This window comes from Algiphilus sp., assembly GCF_965216485.1.
In the GTDB taxonomy this organism is placed as follows: domain Bacteria; phylum Pseudomonadota; class Gammaproteobacteria; order Nevskiales; family Nevskiaceae; genus Algiphilus.
Genome location: NZ_OZ244162.1, coordinates 2,641,571 through 2,657,448, shown reverse-complemented (window position 1 = coordinate 2,657,448; position 15,878 = coordinate 2,641,571). Strand labels below are relative to the sequence as shown.

At 67.9% G+C, this 15,878-nt stretch carries 15 protein-coding genes and 1 riboswitch; of the genes, 12 read left to right on the top strand and 3 right to left on the bottom strand.

What is annotated here, in order from left to right:
- The first annotated feature begins 271 nt into the window (after positions 1 to 271).
- Entirely contained in the window at positions 272 to 925 is a 654-nt protein-coding gene (locus ACOOFO_RS12340) for a 2'-5' RNA ligase family protein (RefSeq protein ID WP_420427060.1), read from the top strand.
- Here ACOOFO_RS12340 and ACOOFO_RS12335 read toward each other — a convergent pair.
- Genes ACOOFO_RS12335 through ACOOFO_RS12325 form a run of 3 tightly spaced genes read right to left on the bottom strand, consistent with a single transcriptional unit; the run spans position 922 to position 3,562 of the window.
- Positions 922 to 1,701: an ABC transporter ATP-binding protein gene (locus ACOOFO_RS12335; protein ID WP_420427059.1), complete on the bottom strand. Its 780-nt coding sequence runs from the start codon at positions 1,699 to 1,701 to the stop codon at positions 922 to 924. The genes ACOOFO_RS12340 and ACOOFO_RS12335 overlap by 4 nt on opposite strands.
- Positions 1,698 to 2,669 carry a FecCD family ABC transporter permease gene (locus tag ACOOFO_RS12330; RefSeq protein ID WP_420429770.1) on the bottom strand — a complete coding sequence of 324 codons (972 nt, stop codon included), beginning with the start codon at positions 2,667 to 2,669 and terminating at the stop codon, positions 1,698 to 1,700. The genes ACOOFO_RS12335 and ACOOFO_RS12330 overlap by 4 nt, the downstream gene beginning before the upstream one ends.
- The gene (locus ACOOFO_RS12325) at positions 2,669 to 3,562 is read right to left on the bottom strand and encodes a cobalamin-binding protein (RefSeq protein ID WP_420429768.1); all 894 of its coding nucleotides are present in this window, start codon (positions 3,560 to 3,562) and stop codon (positions 2,669 to 2,671) included. Before ACOOFO_RS12325 ends, ACOOFO_RS12330 begins: the two co-directional genes overlap by 1 nt.
- Positions 3,563 to 3,758: 196 nt before the next feature.
- Positions 3,759 to 4,004: riboswitch (cobalamin riboswitch) on the top strand.
- A 229-nt stretch (positions 4,005 to 4,233) separates the two neighbouring features.
- Here ACOOFO_RS12325 and ACOOFO_RS12320 point away from each other — a divergent pair.
- From ACOOFO_RS12320 to cobT, 11 genes are all read left to right on the top strand, one after another.
- Entirely contained in the window at positions 4,234 to 6,147 is a 1,914-nt protein-coding gene (locus ACOOFO_RS12320; RefSeq protein ID WP_420427058.1) for a TonB-dependent receptor, read from the top strand.
- A 14-nt stretch (positions 6,148 to 6,161) separates the two neighbouring features.
- Positions 6,162 to 7,370 (top strand): hypothetical protein, encoded by a 1,209-nt coding sequence (locus ACOOFO_RS12315; RefSeq protein ID WP_420427057.1) that lies wholly within the window; start codon positions 6,162 to 6,164, stop codon positions 7,368 to 7,370.
- Between the two features lie 64 nt (positions 7,371 to 7,434).
- Positions 7,435 to 8,052, top strand: coding sequence for a cob(I)yrinic acid a,c-diamide adenosyltransferase (gene cobO, locus ACOOFO_RS12310; RefSeq protein WP_420427056.1), 618 nt, complete (start codon positions 7,435 to 7,437; stop codon positions 8,050 to 8,052).
- Complete coding sequence (locus ACOOFO_RS12305; protein WP_420427055.1) at positions 8,049 to 9,338, top strand: cobyrinate a,c-diamide synthase; 1,290 nt, start codon at positions 8,049 to 8,051, stop codon at positions 9,336 to 9,338. Before cobO ends, ACOOFO_RS12305 begins: the two co-directional genes overlap by 4 nt.
- Positions 9,335 to 9,985, top strand: a complete 651-nt coding sequence (gene bluB / locus ACOOFO_RS12300; protein WP_420427054.1) for a 5,6-dimethylbenzimidazole synthase — start codon at positions 9,335 to 9,337, stop codon at positions 9,983 to 9,985. The genes ACOOFO_RS12305 and bluB overlap by 4 nt, the downstream gene beginning before the upstream one ends.
- Entirely contained in the window at positions 9,982 to 10,791 is an 810-nt protein-coding gene (locus ACOOFO_RS12295; protein ID WP_420427053.1) for a cobalamin-binding protein, read from the top strand. The genes bluB and ACOOFO_RS12295 overlap by 4 nt, the downstream gene beginning before the upstream one ends.
- Positions 10,788 to 11,756: an adenosylcobinamide-phosphate synthase CbiB gene (gene cbiB, locus ACOOFO_RS12290; protein WP_420427052.1), complete on the top strand. Its 969-nt coding sequence runs from the start codon at positions 10,788 to 10,790 to the stop codon at positions 11,754 to 11,756. The genes ACOOFO_RS12295 and cbiB overlap by 4 nt, the downstream gene beginning before the upstream one ends.
- On the top strand, positions 11,746 to 12,795 hold the full coding sequence (gene cobD / locus ACOOFO_RS12285; RefSeq protein WP_420427051.1) for a threonine-phosphate decarboxylase CobD: 1,050 nt from the start codon (positions 11,746 to 11,748) through the stop codon (positions 12,793 to 12,795). The genes cbiB and cobD overlap by 11 nt, the downstream gene beginning before the upstream one ends.
- A complete protein-coding gene (locus ACOOFO_RS12280) occupies positions 12,792 to 14,285 on the top strand; it encodes a cobyric acid synthase (RefSeq protein WP_420427050.1) in 1,494 nt (497 codons plus the stop codon). The genes cobD and ACOOFO_RS12280 overlap by 4 nt, the downstream gene beginning before the upstream one ends.
- Complete coding sequence (cobU, locus tag ACOOFO_RS12275; protein WP_420427049.1) at positions 14,273 to 14,797, top strand: bifunctional adenosylcobinamide kinase/adenosylcobinamide-phosphate guanylyltransferase; 525 nt, start codon at positions 14,273 to 14,275, stop codon at positions 14,795 to 14,797. Before ACOOFO_RS12280 ends, cobU begins: the two co-directional genes overlap by 13 nt.
- Positions 14,794 to 15,873, top strand: coding sequence for a nicotinate-nucleotide--dimethylbenzimidazole phosphoribosyltransferase (gene cobT / locus ACOOFO_RS12270; RefSeq protein WP_420427048.1), 1,080 nt, complete (start codon positions 14,794 to 14,796; stop codon positions 15,871 to 15,873). Before cobU ends, cobT begins: the two co-directional genes overlap by 4 nt.
- Positions 15,874 to 15,878: the final 5 nt, after the last annotated feature.

Sequence of the window (15,878 nt, the reverse complement as noted above, 5' to 3'; positions counted from 1 at the left end):
CCACCGCCCTCCGGCGCGTAGGCCGGGCGGTGCTCTGCCCGGACGTATGCCTCTTTATCGTCCCCATCGGCGCTGAACCAGTACCCTTTGCAACCCCGCTTGCGGCAGCGATGTCGGTCTGCATTGTCATTGCCCGTGCGCTTACACGGCGGTCGTCGCTTCTTGGCGACGCCCATACAGCCGGCTCAGGGGCGGCGTGGTCTCTCTGGAGGCGTCTCCGCCTGGCTCACAGCGGAAACAGATGCGCGGAGTTCGGATGAGCGTGTGCGAGGTGCCAGTACAAAGCATCGGTAGTGCCTTTGCTGGTGGCTGCAGCCTGCCGCCGCTGTCGCCGGCACAGCGCGTCGCCTGGCATCAGCGACGCAGGCGCTATGCGGTGTGGATGATCGAGGCCGACACTGCATCGGTGCGGGCGCTGTGCGCCCGGGCACATGGCCATCTGCGTCGCTGGCTGGCACCGCTACCGCCGCGCCAACCGCATATCACGCTGGCTGCGGCGGGTTTTCCGGTGCGCAGGGCAATGCGGCCGGACGAGTACGACCCCGCACAGTGCCGCCATCACAGGGCGCAGTTGCACGGGGCGGCCATCATGGCGGCCTCCGTGCAGGTGGGAGGTATTGGCAGCTTCAATGGCTGTGCCTTCTTGCGCGTGCACGACCCGCACGGTGGGCTGCAACAACTGCATCGTCTCCTGTGCGCCACCATCCCCGCTGCGCAGGGCCAGCATTTTGTACCCCACATCACGCTGGCGCCCTACCGTGACGTTTTCCCCCTGCGGGTCATTGCCGACGCCGCGCAGGCCTGGAGGGGGCGTGTCGAACTGCCGGTGCGGCAGGTGACGCTCGCGGTCTTCGATCCTCGTGCGCAGGGCGGCTGCTTGCGCCCCGTGCTGCGGATCCCGCTGCACGGAGCAGACTGCTGCTAGCTGTTGGTGCGCGGCAGAAAGACCGGTAGATCGTCCACTGTTCCGGTGGCCAGCGGCTGACGATAGAGCTGTTCGAGGGCGGGTACGGACAGCATGATGTCGGTGCTGCCCCAGCAGGAACGGCCATCCGGGTAGAGCAGCAGCACGTGGCTGCAATAGCGTGCAGCGAGATTGATGTCGTGGGTGGCCATGATCGCGCAGCGTCCTGCCGCCACTTCTTGGCCGATCATTTCGAGCATGGCGATCTGGTGATGCAGGTCGAGATGACTGGTGGGCTCGTCGAGCAGCAGCAGGGTCGGGTCCTGCGTCAGCAGGGTGGCAAAGGCGAGGCGCTGGCGCTCGCCGCCGGAGAGAGTCTGCACCGAGCGCTCAGCCAGGCCGAGCAGGTCCACGCGTGCCAGGGCCGCTTCGGCGGCGTGCAGATCGTCGGCGTGCTCCAGTTCCCAGGCGCGCAGGTGCGGATGCCGGCCCATCAGCGCGGTTTCGCGCACGGTGGCGGGAAAACCATCGTGATGGTGCTGAAAGAGCACGCCGAGACGTTGTGCAACGCGTCGACGCGGGAGACGGGTCAGATCCATTCCGTCGAGCAGGATGCGGCCGCGGCGGGGTGCGCGCAGGCCGGCGAGGGTCATCAGCAGGGTGGTCTTGCCGGCGCCGTTCGGGCCGAGGATGGCCCAGGACTGGCCGCCCTCGAAGCGGCAACGCAGCGGATCGCCATCGGCGCGTTCCGGGACGTCAACGCAGAGGCTGTCCAGTGCCATCAGGGGCTGGCTCATGAAGCCTGGCTCCGATGCAGCAGCCACAGAAAGATGGGCACGCCCAGCATGGCGGTGATGACGCCGACCGGCAATTGTTCGGGGGCGAGGATGGTGCGCGCCAGCGTATCGGCGAGCACCAGCAGGGTGCCACCGGCCAGCGCCGAGGCGGGCAGAAGAAGGCGTTGGTCGTAGCCGATCAGCAGGCGCAGCATGTGCGGCACGATGAGCCCGACGAAGCCGACGCTGCCGGCGACCGTGACCGCAGTGGCGGTAATCAGCGCGGCGCCGAGGTAGACCGTCCATTCCAGGCGTCGTACCGCCACCCCCAGCGAGGCAGCCTGCTGGGGGCCGCGTGCCAGCACGTTCAGGCTGCGGCCAAAGGGAATCGCCACGCCGAGCACCAGCAGCAGCACCAGCAGCGGTGGCCAGGGCCGCGTCGCATTGGCGAGATCGCCCATCAGCCAGAACAGCATGCCGGGGAGGTCACGGGCGGGGCTGATGGCGAGCAGAAAGCTGATCAGCGCGGACCATCCCGCGGCAACCACTACGCCGGTGAGCAGCAGCCGGGTGGGCGTCCAGCTCCCGGTGCCGTGGGCGGTGCCGAACACGATGGCTGTGGACACCAGGGCGCCGATGAAAGCGGCCCCTGATACCACGGCGGCGCCGAGGCCAGCCAGCATCGCCAGCAGTGCCCCCACCGCGGCGCCACCCGATAGCCCAAGCACATAGGGATCGGCCAGTGGATTGCGTAGCAGCACCTGCATCAAGGCCCCCGCCACGGACAGCAAGCCTCCGACGGCAAAGGCACTGAGTGCACGTGGCAGCCGCAACTCAAGCAGCATCGTGCGATGCAGGGGCTCGCCGCCCCCGGTCAGCACGGCGAGCACATCGCTCCAGGCCAGCGGGACGCTGCCATAGGTCACGGCCACGCCCAGGGCGAGCAGTGATGCGGGGCCCAGGATGAGCAGGCTGCGCAGTGTGTGCATCACGGCGAGGGGGCCGCGTTGGATGCCGATCGTTGACTGTGGCGTGCGCGATCCAACGCCTCGCACAGCATGCGCGTGCCTTCGAGCACGCGGGGCGTGTGGCGTTGAATGAGCGAGGGGGGAATGAACACCAGTTGTTCTTCCCGCACGGCCGTCAGCTTTGGCCACTGCTTCCACGCCTCAAGCCAGTCGCGCCGGTCCTCGCCCATGCCGCCGGCCACGATCACTTCCGGGTCCGCCGACAGCACCGACTCCCGGTCGACCCGGGGAATCAGGCTGTCCAGATTCGCGAAGACGTTCTCGCCCCCACACAACGCGATTGCCTGCGCAATCAGGTGCGCGTCGCTCACCGTCATCAGCGGCGCCTCCCAGACCTGGTAGAAGACGCGTACAGGAGTGGCCTCGGCGTAGCGTTCGCGCAGCGTGGCAACCCCGTCGCGCAGCTGAGCGGCAACCCTGCCGGCCGCTTCCATATTGCCGCTAAGGGTGCCAAGTTGTATCAAAGTGTCGCTAATGGCGGCAAAAGTGCGTGGTTCTGACGTGTATACAGGGATGCCGAGTTGGCGCAAGCGGTCCACCTGTGCGGGATCATTGCCACTGCGCCATGCCACCACCAGGTCGGGCTCCAGCGCCAACACGCGCTCCAGATCGATACGCGAATAGCCGCCCACGCGAGGCACTTCTTGAGCCGCGTCGGGGTAGTCGCTGAAGCTCACCGCGCCCACGACCTGATCGCCCGCGCCGATGGCAAACAGATTCTCGGTCAGATGCGGCGCCAGGCTTACGATGCGCTGCGCGGGCCTCTCGAGTGTGACGTTGTTGCCCGCATCGTCACGCAGACGCAGCTCCGCGGCCGCCACAGGCGCGAAGCCGCCCACGAAGAGCGCCAGCATCGCCAGGGCCATCGGTCGTGCCGAGTGCAGGCGTCGGCGCAGAGAGACAGCGGTGAGCATGGATGGATTCATCGCAAAATGAGTGGGTTGGCGACATCGAGCCGGAGCGGGCTCTTTTTCACCATAGCAAGCCTGGAAGCGCCGGCATGCAGTCATTCTGGACCGCGCCGGTTTGACGGCGTTTGGACGGGCGCTTAGCATGCGCCCCGTTCCAGGTGCCTGCATGCGATCGCTTGCAGGTTAAACGGGAAGTCGGTGCGCAAAGGTCCGCGTTCTTGAATACGGGACCCTCGCAAGGCCGACGCTGCCCCCGCAACGGTAAGCGTGCAGGGTCGGGCGAATGAGCCACTGTGCCGAGGCAGGCATGGGAAGGTGCCCAACCCCGAGGTGAGCCCACCTCAGTACGCGAGCCCGGAGACCGGCCCGGAGCATGCCTTGGCGCGCGGAGGGCGCGAGCAGTGCGTGAGCGCGGCGATGATGCTGCGTCGCGTCCCTTGTCCCTTCCGTCGCCTTTGTCTTGTACACAGGGCCGCGCGGGTGTGCGTGGTCGGGAGCGATCGACATTGGGACAAACTCAGCCGCATCGCGCGGCATGCCGTACCACCTCTGGCGCAGTGCCCTTCGCGCTTCTCCTGGGCTTGACGATCGCGTGGACCCTGGTGGCGAGCGGAATGGCGTGGGGCGCCTCCACCGATGAGGCCGATGCAGTCACGCCGCTGCAGGACGTCATCGTCACCGGGCACGGCGATGCCGACGGGCTGGCGCCGACTGAAGTAGACCTGCATAGCTACACCGGTTTCAGTCGCAGTGTCGAGCGCGGTGCTTTCGCCGATCGCTATACGCAAATGGGCGAGCTGCTCGACGCACTGCCCGGCGTGCAGGTCAACAGCCTGGGCGGCGTGGGGGCCTTCAACCGCGTGGCGCTGCGTGGATCCACCGGCGAGCAGGTCAACATCTATCTCGACGGACTGCTGCTCAACAGCCCGCAGAACGGCGGCGCGGATTTCAATCCGCTGCCGCCGGCCTTGATTGAGCGCATCGTGGTCTATCCGGACTTCACGCCGCTGCAGTTGGGTGACGCCAATCTGGCCGGTGCCATTGATTTCCGCACCCGCAATATTCCGGCTGGTGAAGCGAGTGCCGTGCTGCGCGGCAGCTATGGCTCCTTCGGGACGCGCTACGGCGAGGCCAGTTTGTGGGGCTCACTGGGTGGCTGGCGCCTGATCGCCGCAGCCAGCCATACCCATGCCGACAATGACTTTCCGGTGGAGGCCCATCTTTTCCGGACCGAGAGTGCGCGCCGCCAGAACGATGGCTTCGATCAGCACAGCCTCTTCCTGAAGGCCACCCGGCGTTGGTCCGGCCTGCGCCTTCAGGCGCAGATGCAGCACAGCGATTCCGACAAGGAATTGCCCACCAGCCTCAATCAGCGAAGCGATACCGCCAGCCTCGGGCAGCGGAACACACGCGGCCAGGCGCGTCTCGACTATGCACTCGGCGATGTCGATGTCGGCCATCACCTGATGCTGTCGCACAACGACGAGGTCTTCGACGACCCCGAAAGCGATGTCGGGCTGGGCAGCAACCGCATTGCGACCGAGTTATGGCGCCTTGGTGCCTTCAATGCGGCCGGCGTGCAATGGGGCAGTCATCGCCTCGTACTGGGACTGGATTGGCGCGAGGATCGGCTACAGCAGGACGACCGCCTGGAGGATGAGCGCCAGGTGGATGCGCGTCGGCAGACCGTGGTGCTGGGCGTGTCGAATGAATGGACGCCCCTGCACGACTGGATTTTCAGCGGTCTGCTGCGCCAGACCTGGGTGGACGATCGTCTGGATCGCTTCCGCGCCACCGAACAGCCCGGCGACGGCGAGGCGGCGACCACGGCGCAGCTCGGCCTCAAGTGGTGGATCACGCCGCTGCTGCAGGGCAAGGCCAATGCCGGCTGGCTGGTGCGCATCCCCACGCTAGATGAGAAGTTCGGCGCACGCGGCTTGTTCGAGGGCGCACCGGAGCTGGAACCCGAAAAGGCCCTGAGCGCCGACGCGGGCGTGGAGTTCCAGTTCGCGCAATGGAATGGCAGTGCCACCGTCTTCGCGCGCAAGACCCGGGACACCATCGTCACCATCTTCAACAGCCGCGGCATCGGCCAGCCGCAGAATATCGGCGAAGCGCTCCGAGTTGGTGTCGCCGCGGATCTGCGCTGGACGCCGCGTCCCTGGATGGAATGGCGCGCCGGGACAACCCTGCTCAGCACTGAAAACCAGAGCCGCATCCGCAGTGCGCGCGGCAAGCAGCTCCCCGGCCTCTATCACCGGCGCTACGACGTCGGGCTGAGCCTGCACCATGCCTGGCTGCGCTGGTCCCTGGACTACCGCCACAGCGGGGATCTGTTCTATGACCCCGCCAACGGTGTGCGCGCGGACGACAAGGACGAAATCAGCACTTCCATCACTACGGAGTGGCGGGCGCTCACGCTGGATCTGACGCTGCGCAATCTGCTCGACGAGAACTTTCTCGACATCAATCGCTTCCCCACGCCAGGCCGTTCGGTGCTGGCCACGCTTTCCTACACCATTCAATGACAGGGAGTATGGCAATGACGACAACCTCCTCTTTCCGTACGGCGAGCGCCGCGCTGGCCGCACTGCTGCTGGTCGCTTGCGGCGGTTCAGGCGGCAACGGTGGTAACACCTCGGTGGCTGGCGCCAAGGTTGCCGTGGTCGCGACCATTGCGCCGGACTTCAGCGGCTCGGATACCCAGCTGGTCGATCTCGACAATGCATTCGAAACCACCGGCGGGCTGACGCCGCGCGACCAATCGGATTACACGGTGGAGCGCTTCGGCGGCCACTTCTACCCGATCGGTCGCTTCCAGATCGACACCGTGGCCAAGTACGATTTCGAGGCGCCCACACAGCGCATCTACGAGTACTCGACTCTCGATAATCCGGAGGCTGCGACCAGCAACCCCGTGGCCATGGCCTTCGTGGACGCACGCAAGGCCTATGTCATGCGTCGAGAGACCGACAAGGTCTGGATCGTCGATCCCAGCGCCGAAAATGAATCCAGCTTCAAGCTGGGCGAACTCGATCTGAGCGCCTACCGGGATGCGGACGCGAACGGCGCAGTCGAGGCCGTTGACGGCGTGGTCATCGACAACCGTCTGTACGTGCTGATGCAGCGCACCGTGGATAACGCGCCCTCGGACCCCGACACCCAGCCTTACGTCGCCGTCTTTGACGTGGCCACCGATGAAGAGATCGACACCAACCCCAACGACGACGCATCCAACCGCAAGGGCATTCCCCTGGACGTGCGCAATCCAAGCAGTTTGGCTTTCGAGCGCGGGCTTGGCCTGTTCGTGGCGGCTATCGGCGACCCCTTCGCCAGCTTCCGTGGCGAGCCGCGACGTTACAACGGTGGCATCGTGCGCATCGACACGGGCGATTTCTCGACCACGCTGGTGGTGGACGATGGTCCGGAAACCAGTGGCGAGCACCCCTATGGGTCTATTGACGATCTGGTGATCCTGGACGCGGACACGGCCTTCTTTACGGGTCTGGAGGGTTTTCAGAATGAGTCGCTGTTCGCTTTCGATCCCTCCACCGGCACGGTGCAGCACACGCCCGTCAGCGGATATGACGGCGTCAACATCTCCGCACTGGCGGGTAGCCCGGATGGCAATCTGTGGGTGGGGATTGGCTCGGCCGACATGCCGCGCATCGAAGTGCTCGCCACGAATCAGCAGCGCCTGCAGACGATCGGTCTGATCCAGAATCCGGCGGCCATCCGCTTCGCCGAGTAGGGCCTGGAGCGCGCCCTTCCTCGGGAGGGCGCGTGACCTGCAATCTATCAGGACCGGAGGATCCATGAGCCAAGCTGATGACGAAGCGGCCCGCAATGCCCGCCACCGTGAGCGCATGCAGCGACGCAAGGCGGTGGTGGACGGACGGATCGCCGACGCCCAGGACGAGCGCGGGGTGCTGCTGGTGCATACCGGCAACGGCAAGGGCAAGTCCTCCTCGGCCTTCGGCATGGTGGCGCGTGCCCTCGGCCACGGCATGCAGGTCGGCGTGGTGCAGTTCATCAAAGGCAAGTTCGCGACGGGCGAAGAGGCCTTCTTCCGCCAGTTTGACGCCGTGCGCTATCACGTCATGGGCGAGGGCTATACCTGGGAAACCCAGGACCGCGAACAGGACATGCGCGCGGCCGCCGCGGCCTGGGAGGTGGCGCGGAGCCTGCTGCGCGATCCGGAGGTCGCGCTGGTGGTGCTCGACGAATTCAATATCGCGCTGAAGTACAAGTACCTTGACCTGGAGACCGTACTCGCCGATCTCGACGCGCGCCCGGCCATGCAGCATGTGGTGGTCACTGGCCGCGGCGCGCCGGACGCACTGAACGATATCGCCGATACCGTCACTGAGATGCGCGACATCAAGCACGCCTTCCGCAGCGGCATCAAGGCGCAAAAGGGCGTCGAACTATGACCCCGCGGCGGTGCCCGGCGCTGCTGATCGCGGCACCGGCGTCGGGGCAGGGCAAGACCACGGTCACGGCCGCCATTGCCCGCCATCATGCGCGGCAGGGACGGCGCGTGCGCATCTTCAAGTGTGGGCCCGACTTTCTTGATCCGATGGTGCTGGAAAGAGCCAGCGGCGCCCCCGTGGGCACGCTCGATCTGTGGCTGGTCGGTGAGGCTGCCTGTCGCGCGCAGCTCCATGCCGCGGCAGCCGAGGCCGATCTGATCCTGGTCGAAGGCGTCATGGGGCTGTTCGACGGAACGCCGTCCTCCGCCGATCTGGCCGAGCGCCTGGGCATCCCGGTGCTGGCCGTCATCAACGCCGAGGCCATGGCGCAGACCTTCGCTGCGGTCGCACTGGGTCTTGCCACGCTGCGGCCACAACTGCCCTTTGCCGGCGTCTTCGCCAATCGCGTGGCCAGCGCGCGTCACGCCGAGATGCTGGGTACGCTGCTGCCGGAGTCGGTCCGCTTCTTAGGGCATCTGTCGCGCGATGACGACGCGGTGCTGCCGAGCCGCCATCTGGGGCTGGTCCCGGCAGGCGAGGTGGCCGATCTGCGCCACCGCCTGGACCGCGTGGCCGATGCGCTGGATGGACCGATCACGGCACTGCCCGATGCGGTGCCCTTCGCCGAGACCGCGGAAGCGCCGCCGCCGATGGCGCTGGCAGGCCAGAGGATTGCGGTGGCGCGCGATGCGGCCTTCGCCTTCTGCTATGCCGCCAATCTCGGGCTACTTGAGCAGATGGGGGCGAAGCTGCTGCCCTTTTCGCCACTGGCTGGCGATGCGCTGCCCGCGTGCGATTCAGTCTGGCTGCCGGGCGGCTATCCGGAGTGCCATCTGCAGGCACTGTCGGCGAATGCGGCGCTGGCCGCGGATTTGCGCCAGCACGTTGAGGCCGGCAAGCCGATGCTGGCCGAATGCGGCGGCATGCTGGCGTTGCTTGATGCACTGGCCGATGTCGATGGTGCGGCCGCGCCGATGTGGGGGCTGCTGGAAGGCAGTGCCCGCCTGACAAGCCGGGTGGTGGGCATCGGTCCGCAGGAAGTGGCCTTTCCAGAAGGCGTGCTTCGCGGCCACAGCTTCCACCATGCGCGCATGGACAGCGCCATGCAGCCGCTGTGCACGGCGCAATGTCCCAATGGCGGGCCGATGGCCGAGGCGGTCTATCGCCGCAAGCGTCTGACCGCGACCTTCGTGCACAGCTATTTCCCCTCGAATCCGGCGGCCACGGCCGCCCTGTTTCTGCCATGACCACCTTCAGCACCGCCGAGCGCGAGGTCTTGCATCGGGTATTGCGCGCCCGACGCGACATGCGCCATTTTCTGCCCGAGCCGGTGGCGCCGGAGGCGTTGCGACGCATCCTGGAGGCAGCGCATAGCGCACCCAGCGTGGGCTACATGCAGCCCTGGCGCTTCATCCGCATCACCGATATGCGCCTGCGTGCGGAACTGCATGACCATGTGGCCGAAGAGCAGCGACGTACCGCCGAAGCCTGCGGTGCGCGTGCCGCTGAGGTGCAGCGCCTCAAGCTGGAAGGGCTGCGCGATTGCAGCGAACTGATCGCGGTCACGCTCTGCGACGGACGCGAGCGCTACGTGCTGGGCCGCCGCACTATGCCGGAGATGGACCTGTGTTCCGCGGCCTGCGCGATTCAGAACATGTGGCTGGCGGCGCGTGCGGAGAATCTCGGCATGGGCTGGGTCTCGCTCTTCGATCCGGACGTGGTGGGCGAGCTGCTGCAGATGCCGCGGGATGCCCGCACCATCGCCTTGCTCTGCCTCGGGCCGGTGCCCGCCTTCTACACGGAGCCCATGCTGGAGCGTGCGGGCTGGGACTGCCGTCGTTCGCTTGACACGCTGATCAGCGAGAACCACTGGCCGCAAGAGGGTGCGGCATGACGCGCCCCTACGCCCATCGCATCGTCTGTCTCACCGAAGAAACCACCGAGACGCTGTATCTGCTGGGCGAGGAGGCACGCATTGTCGGCATCTCCGGATTCACCGTGCGTCCGGCGCGCGCCCGCAAGGAAAAACCCAAGGTCTCCGCCTTCACCAGCGCCAAGATCGACCGCATCCTCGCGCTCCGTCCGGATCTGGTGCTCGGCTTCTCCGACCTGCAGGCCGACATTGCCGCAGCGCTGATCCGCGAGGGCATCGAGGTCCACGTCTTCAACCACCGCAGCATCGAGGGCATCTTCCGCATGATGCGCACCGTGGGGGCATTGGTGGGTGCGCTGGATAAAGCCGAGGGCCTGTGCGGCGAGCTGCGCCTGCAGATGACCGCCATCCAGGAGGCAGCCGCCCTGCTGCCACGCCGGCCGCGGGTCTACTTCGAGGAGTGGGACGAGCCGCTCATCACCGGTATCCAGTGGGTGTCCGAACTGATCGATGTCGCCGGTGGGGTGGACTGCTTCGCCGAGCAGGCGCGTGCGCCGCTGGGCAAGGACCGCATCATTGCCGATCCGGAGCGGGTAATCGCGGCCGCACCCGACATCATCATCGGCTCCTGGTGCGGCAAGCGCTTCGCGCCAGAGCGCGTGGTCGCGCGCGATGGCTGGCAGGCGTTGCCCGCGGTGCGCAGCGGCTTTGTTGAAGAGATCAAGTCACCGATGATCCTCCAACCGGGGCCGGCGGCCCTGAGTGACGGCTTGGCGGCATTGCACGCCATCATCCGGCGGTGGAGCAACGAGGTTGCCCACGGATGAGCGGCGGAGAAGTGCTGGCAACCACTGCGGGCATCACCGCTGGCGCGCTGCTCTGGGACCGCGCGCTGGGCGAGCCGCGGCGTCTGCATCCCCTGGTCGGCTTCGGCCGGCTTGCGCAGTGGCTTGAGGGCCGTCTCAACCGATCAAGGTCGACCGACCGTCCCCGCGGCGCACTGGCGCTCTGCATCCTGGTGGTGCCCCCCGTGGTAGCCGTACTCGCGGTGGAGGCCATGGCGCCCGCCGCGATTCAGTGGGTGTGCGCGGTCGTGGTGCTTGGCCTGGCGGTCGGCTGGCGCAGCCTGCGCGAGCACGCCGATGCCGTGGCCACGCCCCTGGCCGAAGGGGCGCAGGGCAGGGCGCAGGAGGCGGTGGGCCGCATGGTCAGCCGCGACGCATGCCAGCTGGATGCGACCGGTGTGGCGACGGCTGCCACCGAATCCGTGCTGGAGAACGGCGCGGATGCCGTGATCGCCAGCCTGTTCTGGTACGCGCTGGCCGGTATGCCGGGGGTGGTGCTGCATCGGCTGGTCAATACACTGGACGCCATGTGGGGCTATCGCAGTACACGCTTTTTGCACTTCGGCTGGGCGGCCGCGCGCCTGGACGACCTGCTGAACTGGGTGCCCGCGCGCCTGACCGCGCTGGGTTACGCGCTGTGTGGGCATGCGCCCACCGCGCTGCGCTGCTGGCGCGGGCAGGCACGCCACTGGGACAGCCCCAATGCCGGGCCAGCCATGGCGGCCGGCGCTGGGGCGTTACGGCTGCGGCTGGGCGGGCCTGCCCCCTACGCCGAGGGTTGGCGCGACCGGCCCCCGCTGGGGCAGGGGCAGGCCCCGGGGGCGGCGGAAATCCGCGCTGCGGTAAGGCTGCTCGACCGCGTGGTACTACTTTGGTTCGCGGCGCTGGCGGCCGCTGCGGTCTTGTCATGGCTGATGTCTGGGATGGGAACAACGGATGGGTACTGACCCGGCCTCTGCCTCGACGGCTTCGATGACGCGCAGCGCCCCTGCCCACGGCGGCGACCTGCGTGCCGCCCGTGCCCGCTTCGGTCATGCACTGGAGGACTGGCTGGACCTGTCGACCGGCATCAATCCGCACCCCTATCCCTTCCGCGCGCCGGCCATGGAGGCCTGGCACCGGCTGCCGGAAGCCGAGGACGGCCTGGAAGTGGCCGCGCGCCGCTATTACGGCAGCGAGGACCTGCTGCCGCTGGCGGGGACGCAGATGGCCATCAAGCTGTTGCCGCGACTGCGTCGGCCTGGACGGGTGCTGGTGGCCGCACCCTCCTATGCCGAGCACGCCCATGCCTGGGCAGAGGCCGGCCACCGCGTGCACAGCCGGCCGGCACAGCGCATCGATGATGCAGCCGTGGGGCAGGCCGATGTGGTCGTGCTGGTCCACCCGAACAACCCCGATGGATTCCGCTACGCGCTGCCTCGCATGGAACGCTGGCGCGCTCAGCTCGCGCAGCGCGGAGGCTGGCTCGTGGTCGATGAGGCCTTCATGGACGCCACACCGGACCAGAGCATGCTGCGCCCCTGGATGCCGCCCGCCCTGATCGTGCTGCGTTCCTTCGGGAAATTCTTCGGGCTCGCCGGCGCACGACTGGGCTTTGCCTGCGCGGAGCCCGATCTGCTGGCAGCGCTCGCCGACGCGGCCGGCCCCTGGGCGGTGGCGGGCCCGTCGCGGGCGGTGGCCCAGCAGGCGCTGGAAGACCGCGTCTGGCAGCGCCGTACCTGCGACTGGCTGGAGGAGCGCAGTGCGGTGACCCGCCTGTTGCTGGAGCGGCACGGTCTGCGCCCTGCCGTCTCCACCCCGCTATTCCACTGGATTCCGAGCGACCGGGCCGGGCAATGGCAGACGGCCCTTGCCCGGCACGCGGTGTGGACGCGACGCTTCGAGCAGCCCAGCGCGCTGCGCATCGGCCTGACCGCCAATGACGCCGACCATGCGCGGCTGGAAGCCGCGTTGCGCGCCGCGGGTGCCGAGGTCGCTGCCGCATGAGCGCCGCCACCTTGATGGTGCAGGGCACCACATCGGATGCCGGCAAGAGCCTGTTGGTGACGGCACTGGGCCGCGCACTGGCACGGCGCGGTCTGCGTGTCGCCCCTTTCAAGCCGCAGAACATGGCGCTGAACAGCGCAGTGGCAACCGATGGCGGTGAGATCGGCCGGGCACAGGCGGTACAGGCGCAGGCCTGCGGCGTGGCCGCCACGGTGGACATGAATCCGGTACTGCTCAAGCCGACCTCGGATCAGGGCGCACAGGTCATCGTCCACGGGCGCGCCGTCGAGCAGCTGGATGCGCGCGCCTACCACGACTACAAGCGCATCGCGATGGAGGCGGTACTGAGCAGTCACACGCGGCTGAGCGCGGCCTACGAGGTCGTGCTGGTGGAAGGCGCCGGTTCGCCCGCCGAGATCAATCTGCGCGATCGCGATATCGCCAACATGGGCTTCGCCGAAGCGGTGGACTGCCCGGTCATCCTCATCGCCGACATTGATCGAGGCGGCGTCTTCGCCCATCTGATCGGCACCCTGGAGCTGCTGTCTGCGTCCGAGCGTGCGCGAGTGGTCGGCTTTGTCATCAATCGCTTTCGCGGTGACATTGCCTTGCTCGAGCCGGGCCTCGACTGGCTGCGGGCGCGCACCGGCAAGCCGGTGCTCGGCGTGCTGCCCTATCTGCAGGGGCTGAAGCTGGAGGCTGAAGATGCGCTGCCGCGCGCGCCGTCCCCAAGTATCAGCGGCACAGCGCTGCGGGTCGCTGTGCCGGCGCTGCCGCGCATCAGCAACCACACCGACTTCGACGCCCTGCGCCAGCACCCGGACGTCGAGCTGCGCTTCGTCGGTCCAGGAGAAAGCCCACCGGCGGCCGATCTGATCATTCTTCCGGGCTCCAAGGCCGTACGCGATGATCTCGCCTGGTTGCGGCAGCACGGCTGGGAGACGGCCCTGCAGCGCCATCTCCGCTACGGCGGGCGGGTGCTCGGCATCTGCGGAGGATTCCAGATGCTGGGCCACCGCCTGCACGACCCGCACGGGGTCGAGGGCGCGGCCGGCAGCAGCGAGGGCTTCGGCTGGCTTGACTGCGAGACCGTACTCACCCGGCACAAGGTGCTGCGCGAGCGCGATGGGCAACTGCTTCTGCCGGGCGCGGCAGCGGTGAAGGGTTATGAAATTCACGCCGGCCGCACCACCGGCCGCGCATTGGAGCGCCCACTGGCGCGGCTGACGCGGGTTGCCGATGGAGAGGAGACCGACGGGGCCATCAGCGCGGATGGGCAGGTACTGGGAAGCTATCTGCATGGCCTGTTCGATGCGCCCGAAGCGCTTGCGGCGCTTCTGCGCTGGGCCGGGCTGGACGACGCCACGCAGGGACCAGACATTCAGGCTGCCCGCGAGGCCACCTTCGAGGCCCTGGCCGACGCAGTCGAGGCCCATCTGGACATGGAGCAGATCATGCAGCACTGCCGGGGCGCCGTATGCGCCAGTTGATCCTGGGAGGCGTGCGTTCCGGCAAGTCGCGACTGGCGGAGCGGCTGGCCACCGCCTGCGATGCGCCGGTGACCTATATCGCCACGGCCGAAGCACGCGACGACGAGATGGCCGCCCGCATCGCGGCGCACCGCGCGCATCGACCGGCGCATTGGCAGACGATGGAGGCCGGCGTCGCGCTGGGTGCCGCCATCGAGGCGGCCGCACAGCCGGGCACAGTCGTGCTGGTGGACTGTCTGACGCTGTGGCTGACACAGCTGCTGTGTGCGGCCGATGCCGACACGGCATTGCCGCAGCAACGCGAGGCGCTGCTCGATGCAGTGTCCGCCTGCCAGACTGAGCTGCTGCTGGTCAGCAATGAGACCGGCATGGGCATCATGCCGATGGATGCGCTCAGCCGACGTTTCGGCGACGAAGCGGGTCGATTGCACCAGGATCTCGCCGCCTGCTGCGAGCGCGTGATCCTGACCGCGGCGGGCTTGCCCCTGGTACTCAAGGGGGATCCGCTATGAACGAGAGCGTGCCGACCGACTGGCTGGATCAGCCGGCCCGGCCACTGGATCAGGCAGCCGCGCAGGCTGCCACCGAGCGCCAGGGCCGCCTGACCAAGCCGCCGGGGGCCCTCGGTCAGCTGGAGTACCTGGCCATCCGGCTCGCGGCGATGCAGGGCCGCACCTGCCCCGCGGTCGACCAGGTGGCCATTACGGTCTTCGCCGCGGATCACGGCATTGCGGCGGCGGGTGTTTCCGCTTTCCCGCAGTCGGTCACGGCCGCGATGGTGCGCAATTTCCTGCGTGGTGGGGCTGCCATCAGCGTGGCCGCCCGCAGCCTGGGTGCGCAGCTCTCCATCGTGGATGTGGGCGTGGCCCATCCCGTGGAGGTGCCGGCCGATGCCGTGGCGCACTTCTACAAGCACGCCGTAGCGGCGGGTACCGCTGACAGTCGCAGCGGCCCGGCCATGACGCCGGCGCAATGTGCACAGGCCTTGGATGCGGGGCGTGCCTCCGTGGACGCGGCCCTGGCGGCGGGTGCCCAGCTCTACATCGGCGGCGAGATGGGTATCGCCAACACCACCGCTGCCGCGGCCTTGGCCTGTCTGCTCACCGATGCCTCCGCGACGCGCCTCTGCGGCCCGGGTACGGGGCTGGACGCTGCCGGTGTGGCGCATAAGGTCGAGGTGGTGGACGCGCTGATTCACCGCCATGCCGCTGACAGCGCGGGCGACGCCCTGGAGGCGCTGCGCCGCGTGGGCGGTTTCGAGATTGCGGCGCTGGTTGGTGCGCTGGTGCGCTGCGCGCAACGCGGGCTGCCGGCACTGGTCGACGGCTTCATCGTCTCAGTGGCCGCGCTGGTGGCGCAACGCCTCTGCCCGGATGTCGCGGACTGGTGCTTCTACGCGCATCAATCGGCGGAACCGGGACATCGCCATGTGCTGGATGCCTGTGGCGCACAGCCCCTGCTGGCGCTGGACATGCGGCTGGGGGAAGGTACGGGCGCGGCGATGGCGGTCCCGCTGCTGCGCATGGCCTGCGATCTGCATGCCGGAATGGCCACCTTCGACGAAGCCGGAGTGGCTGATGGTCAATGAGCGGG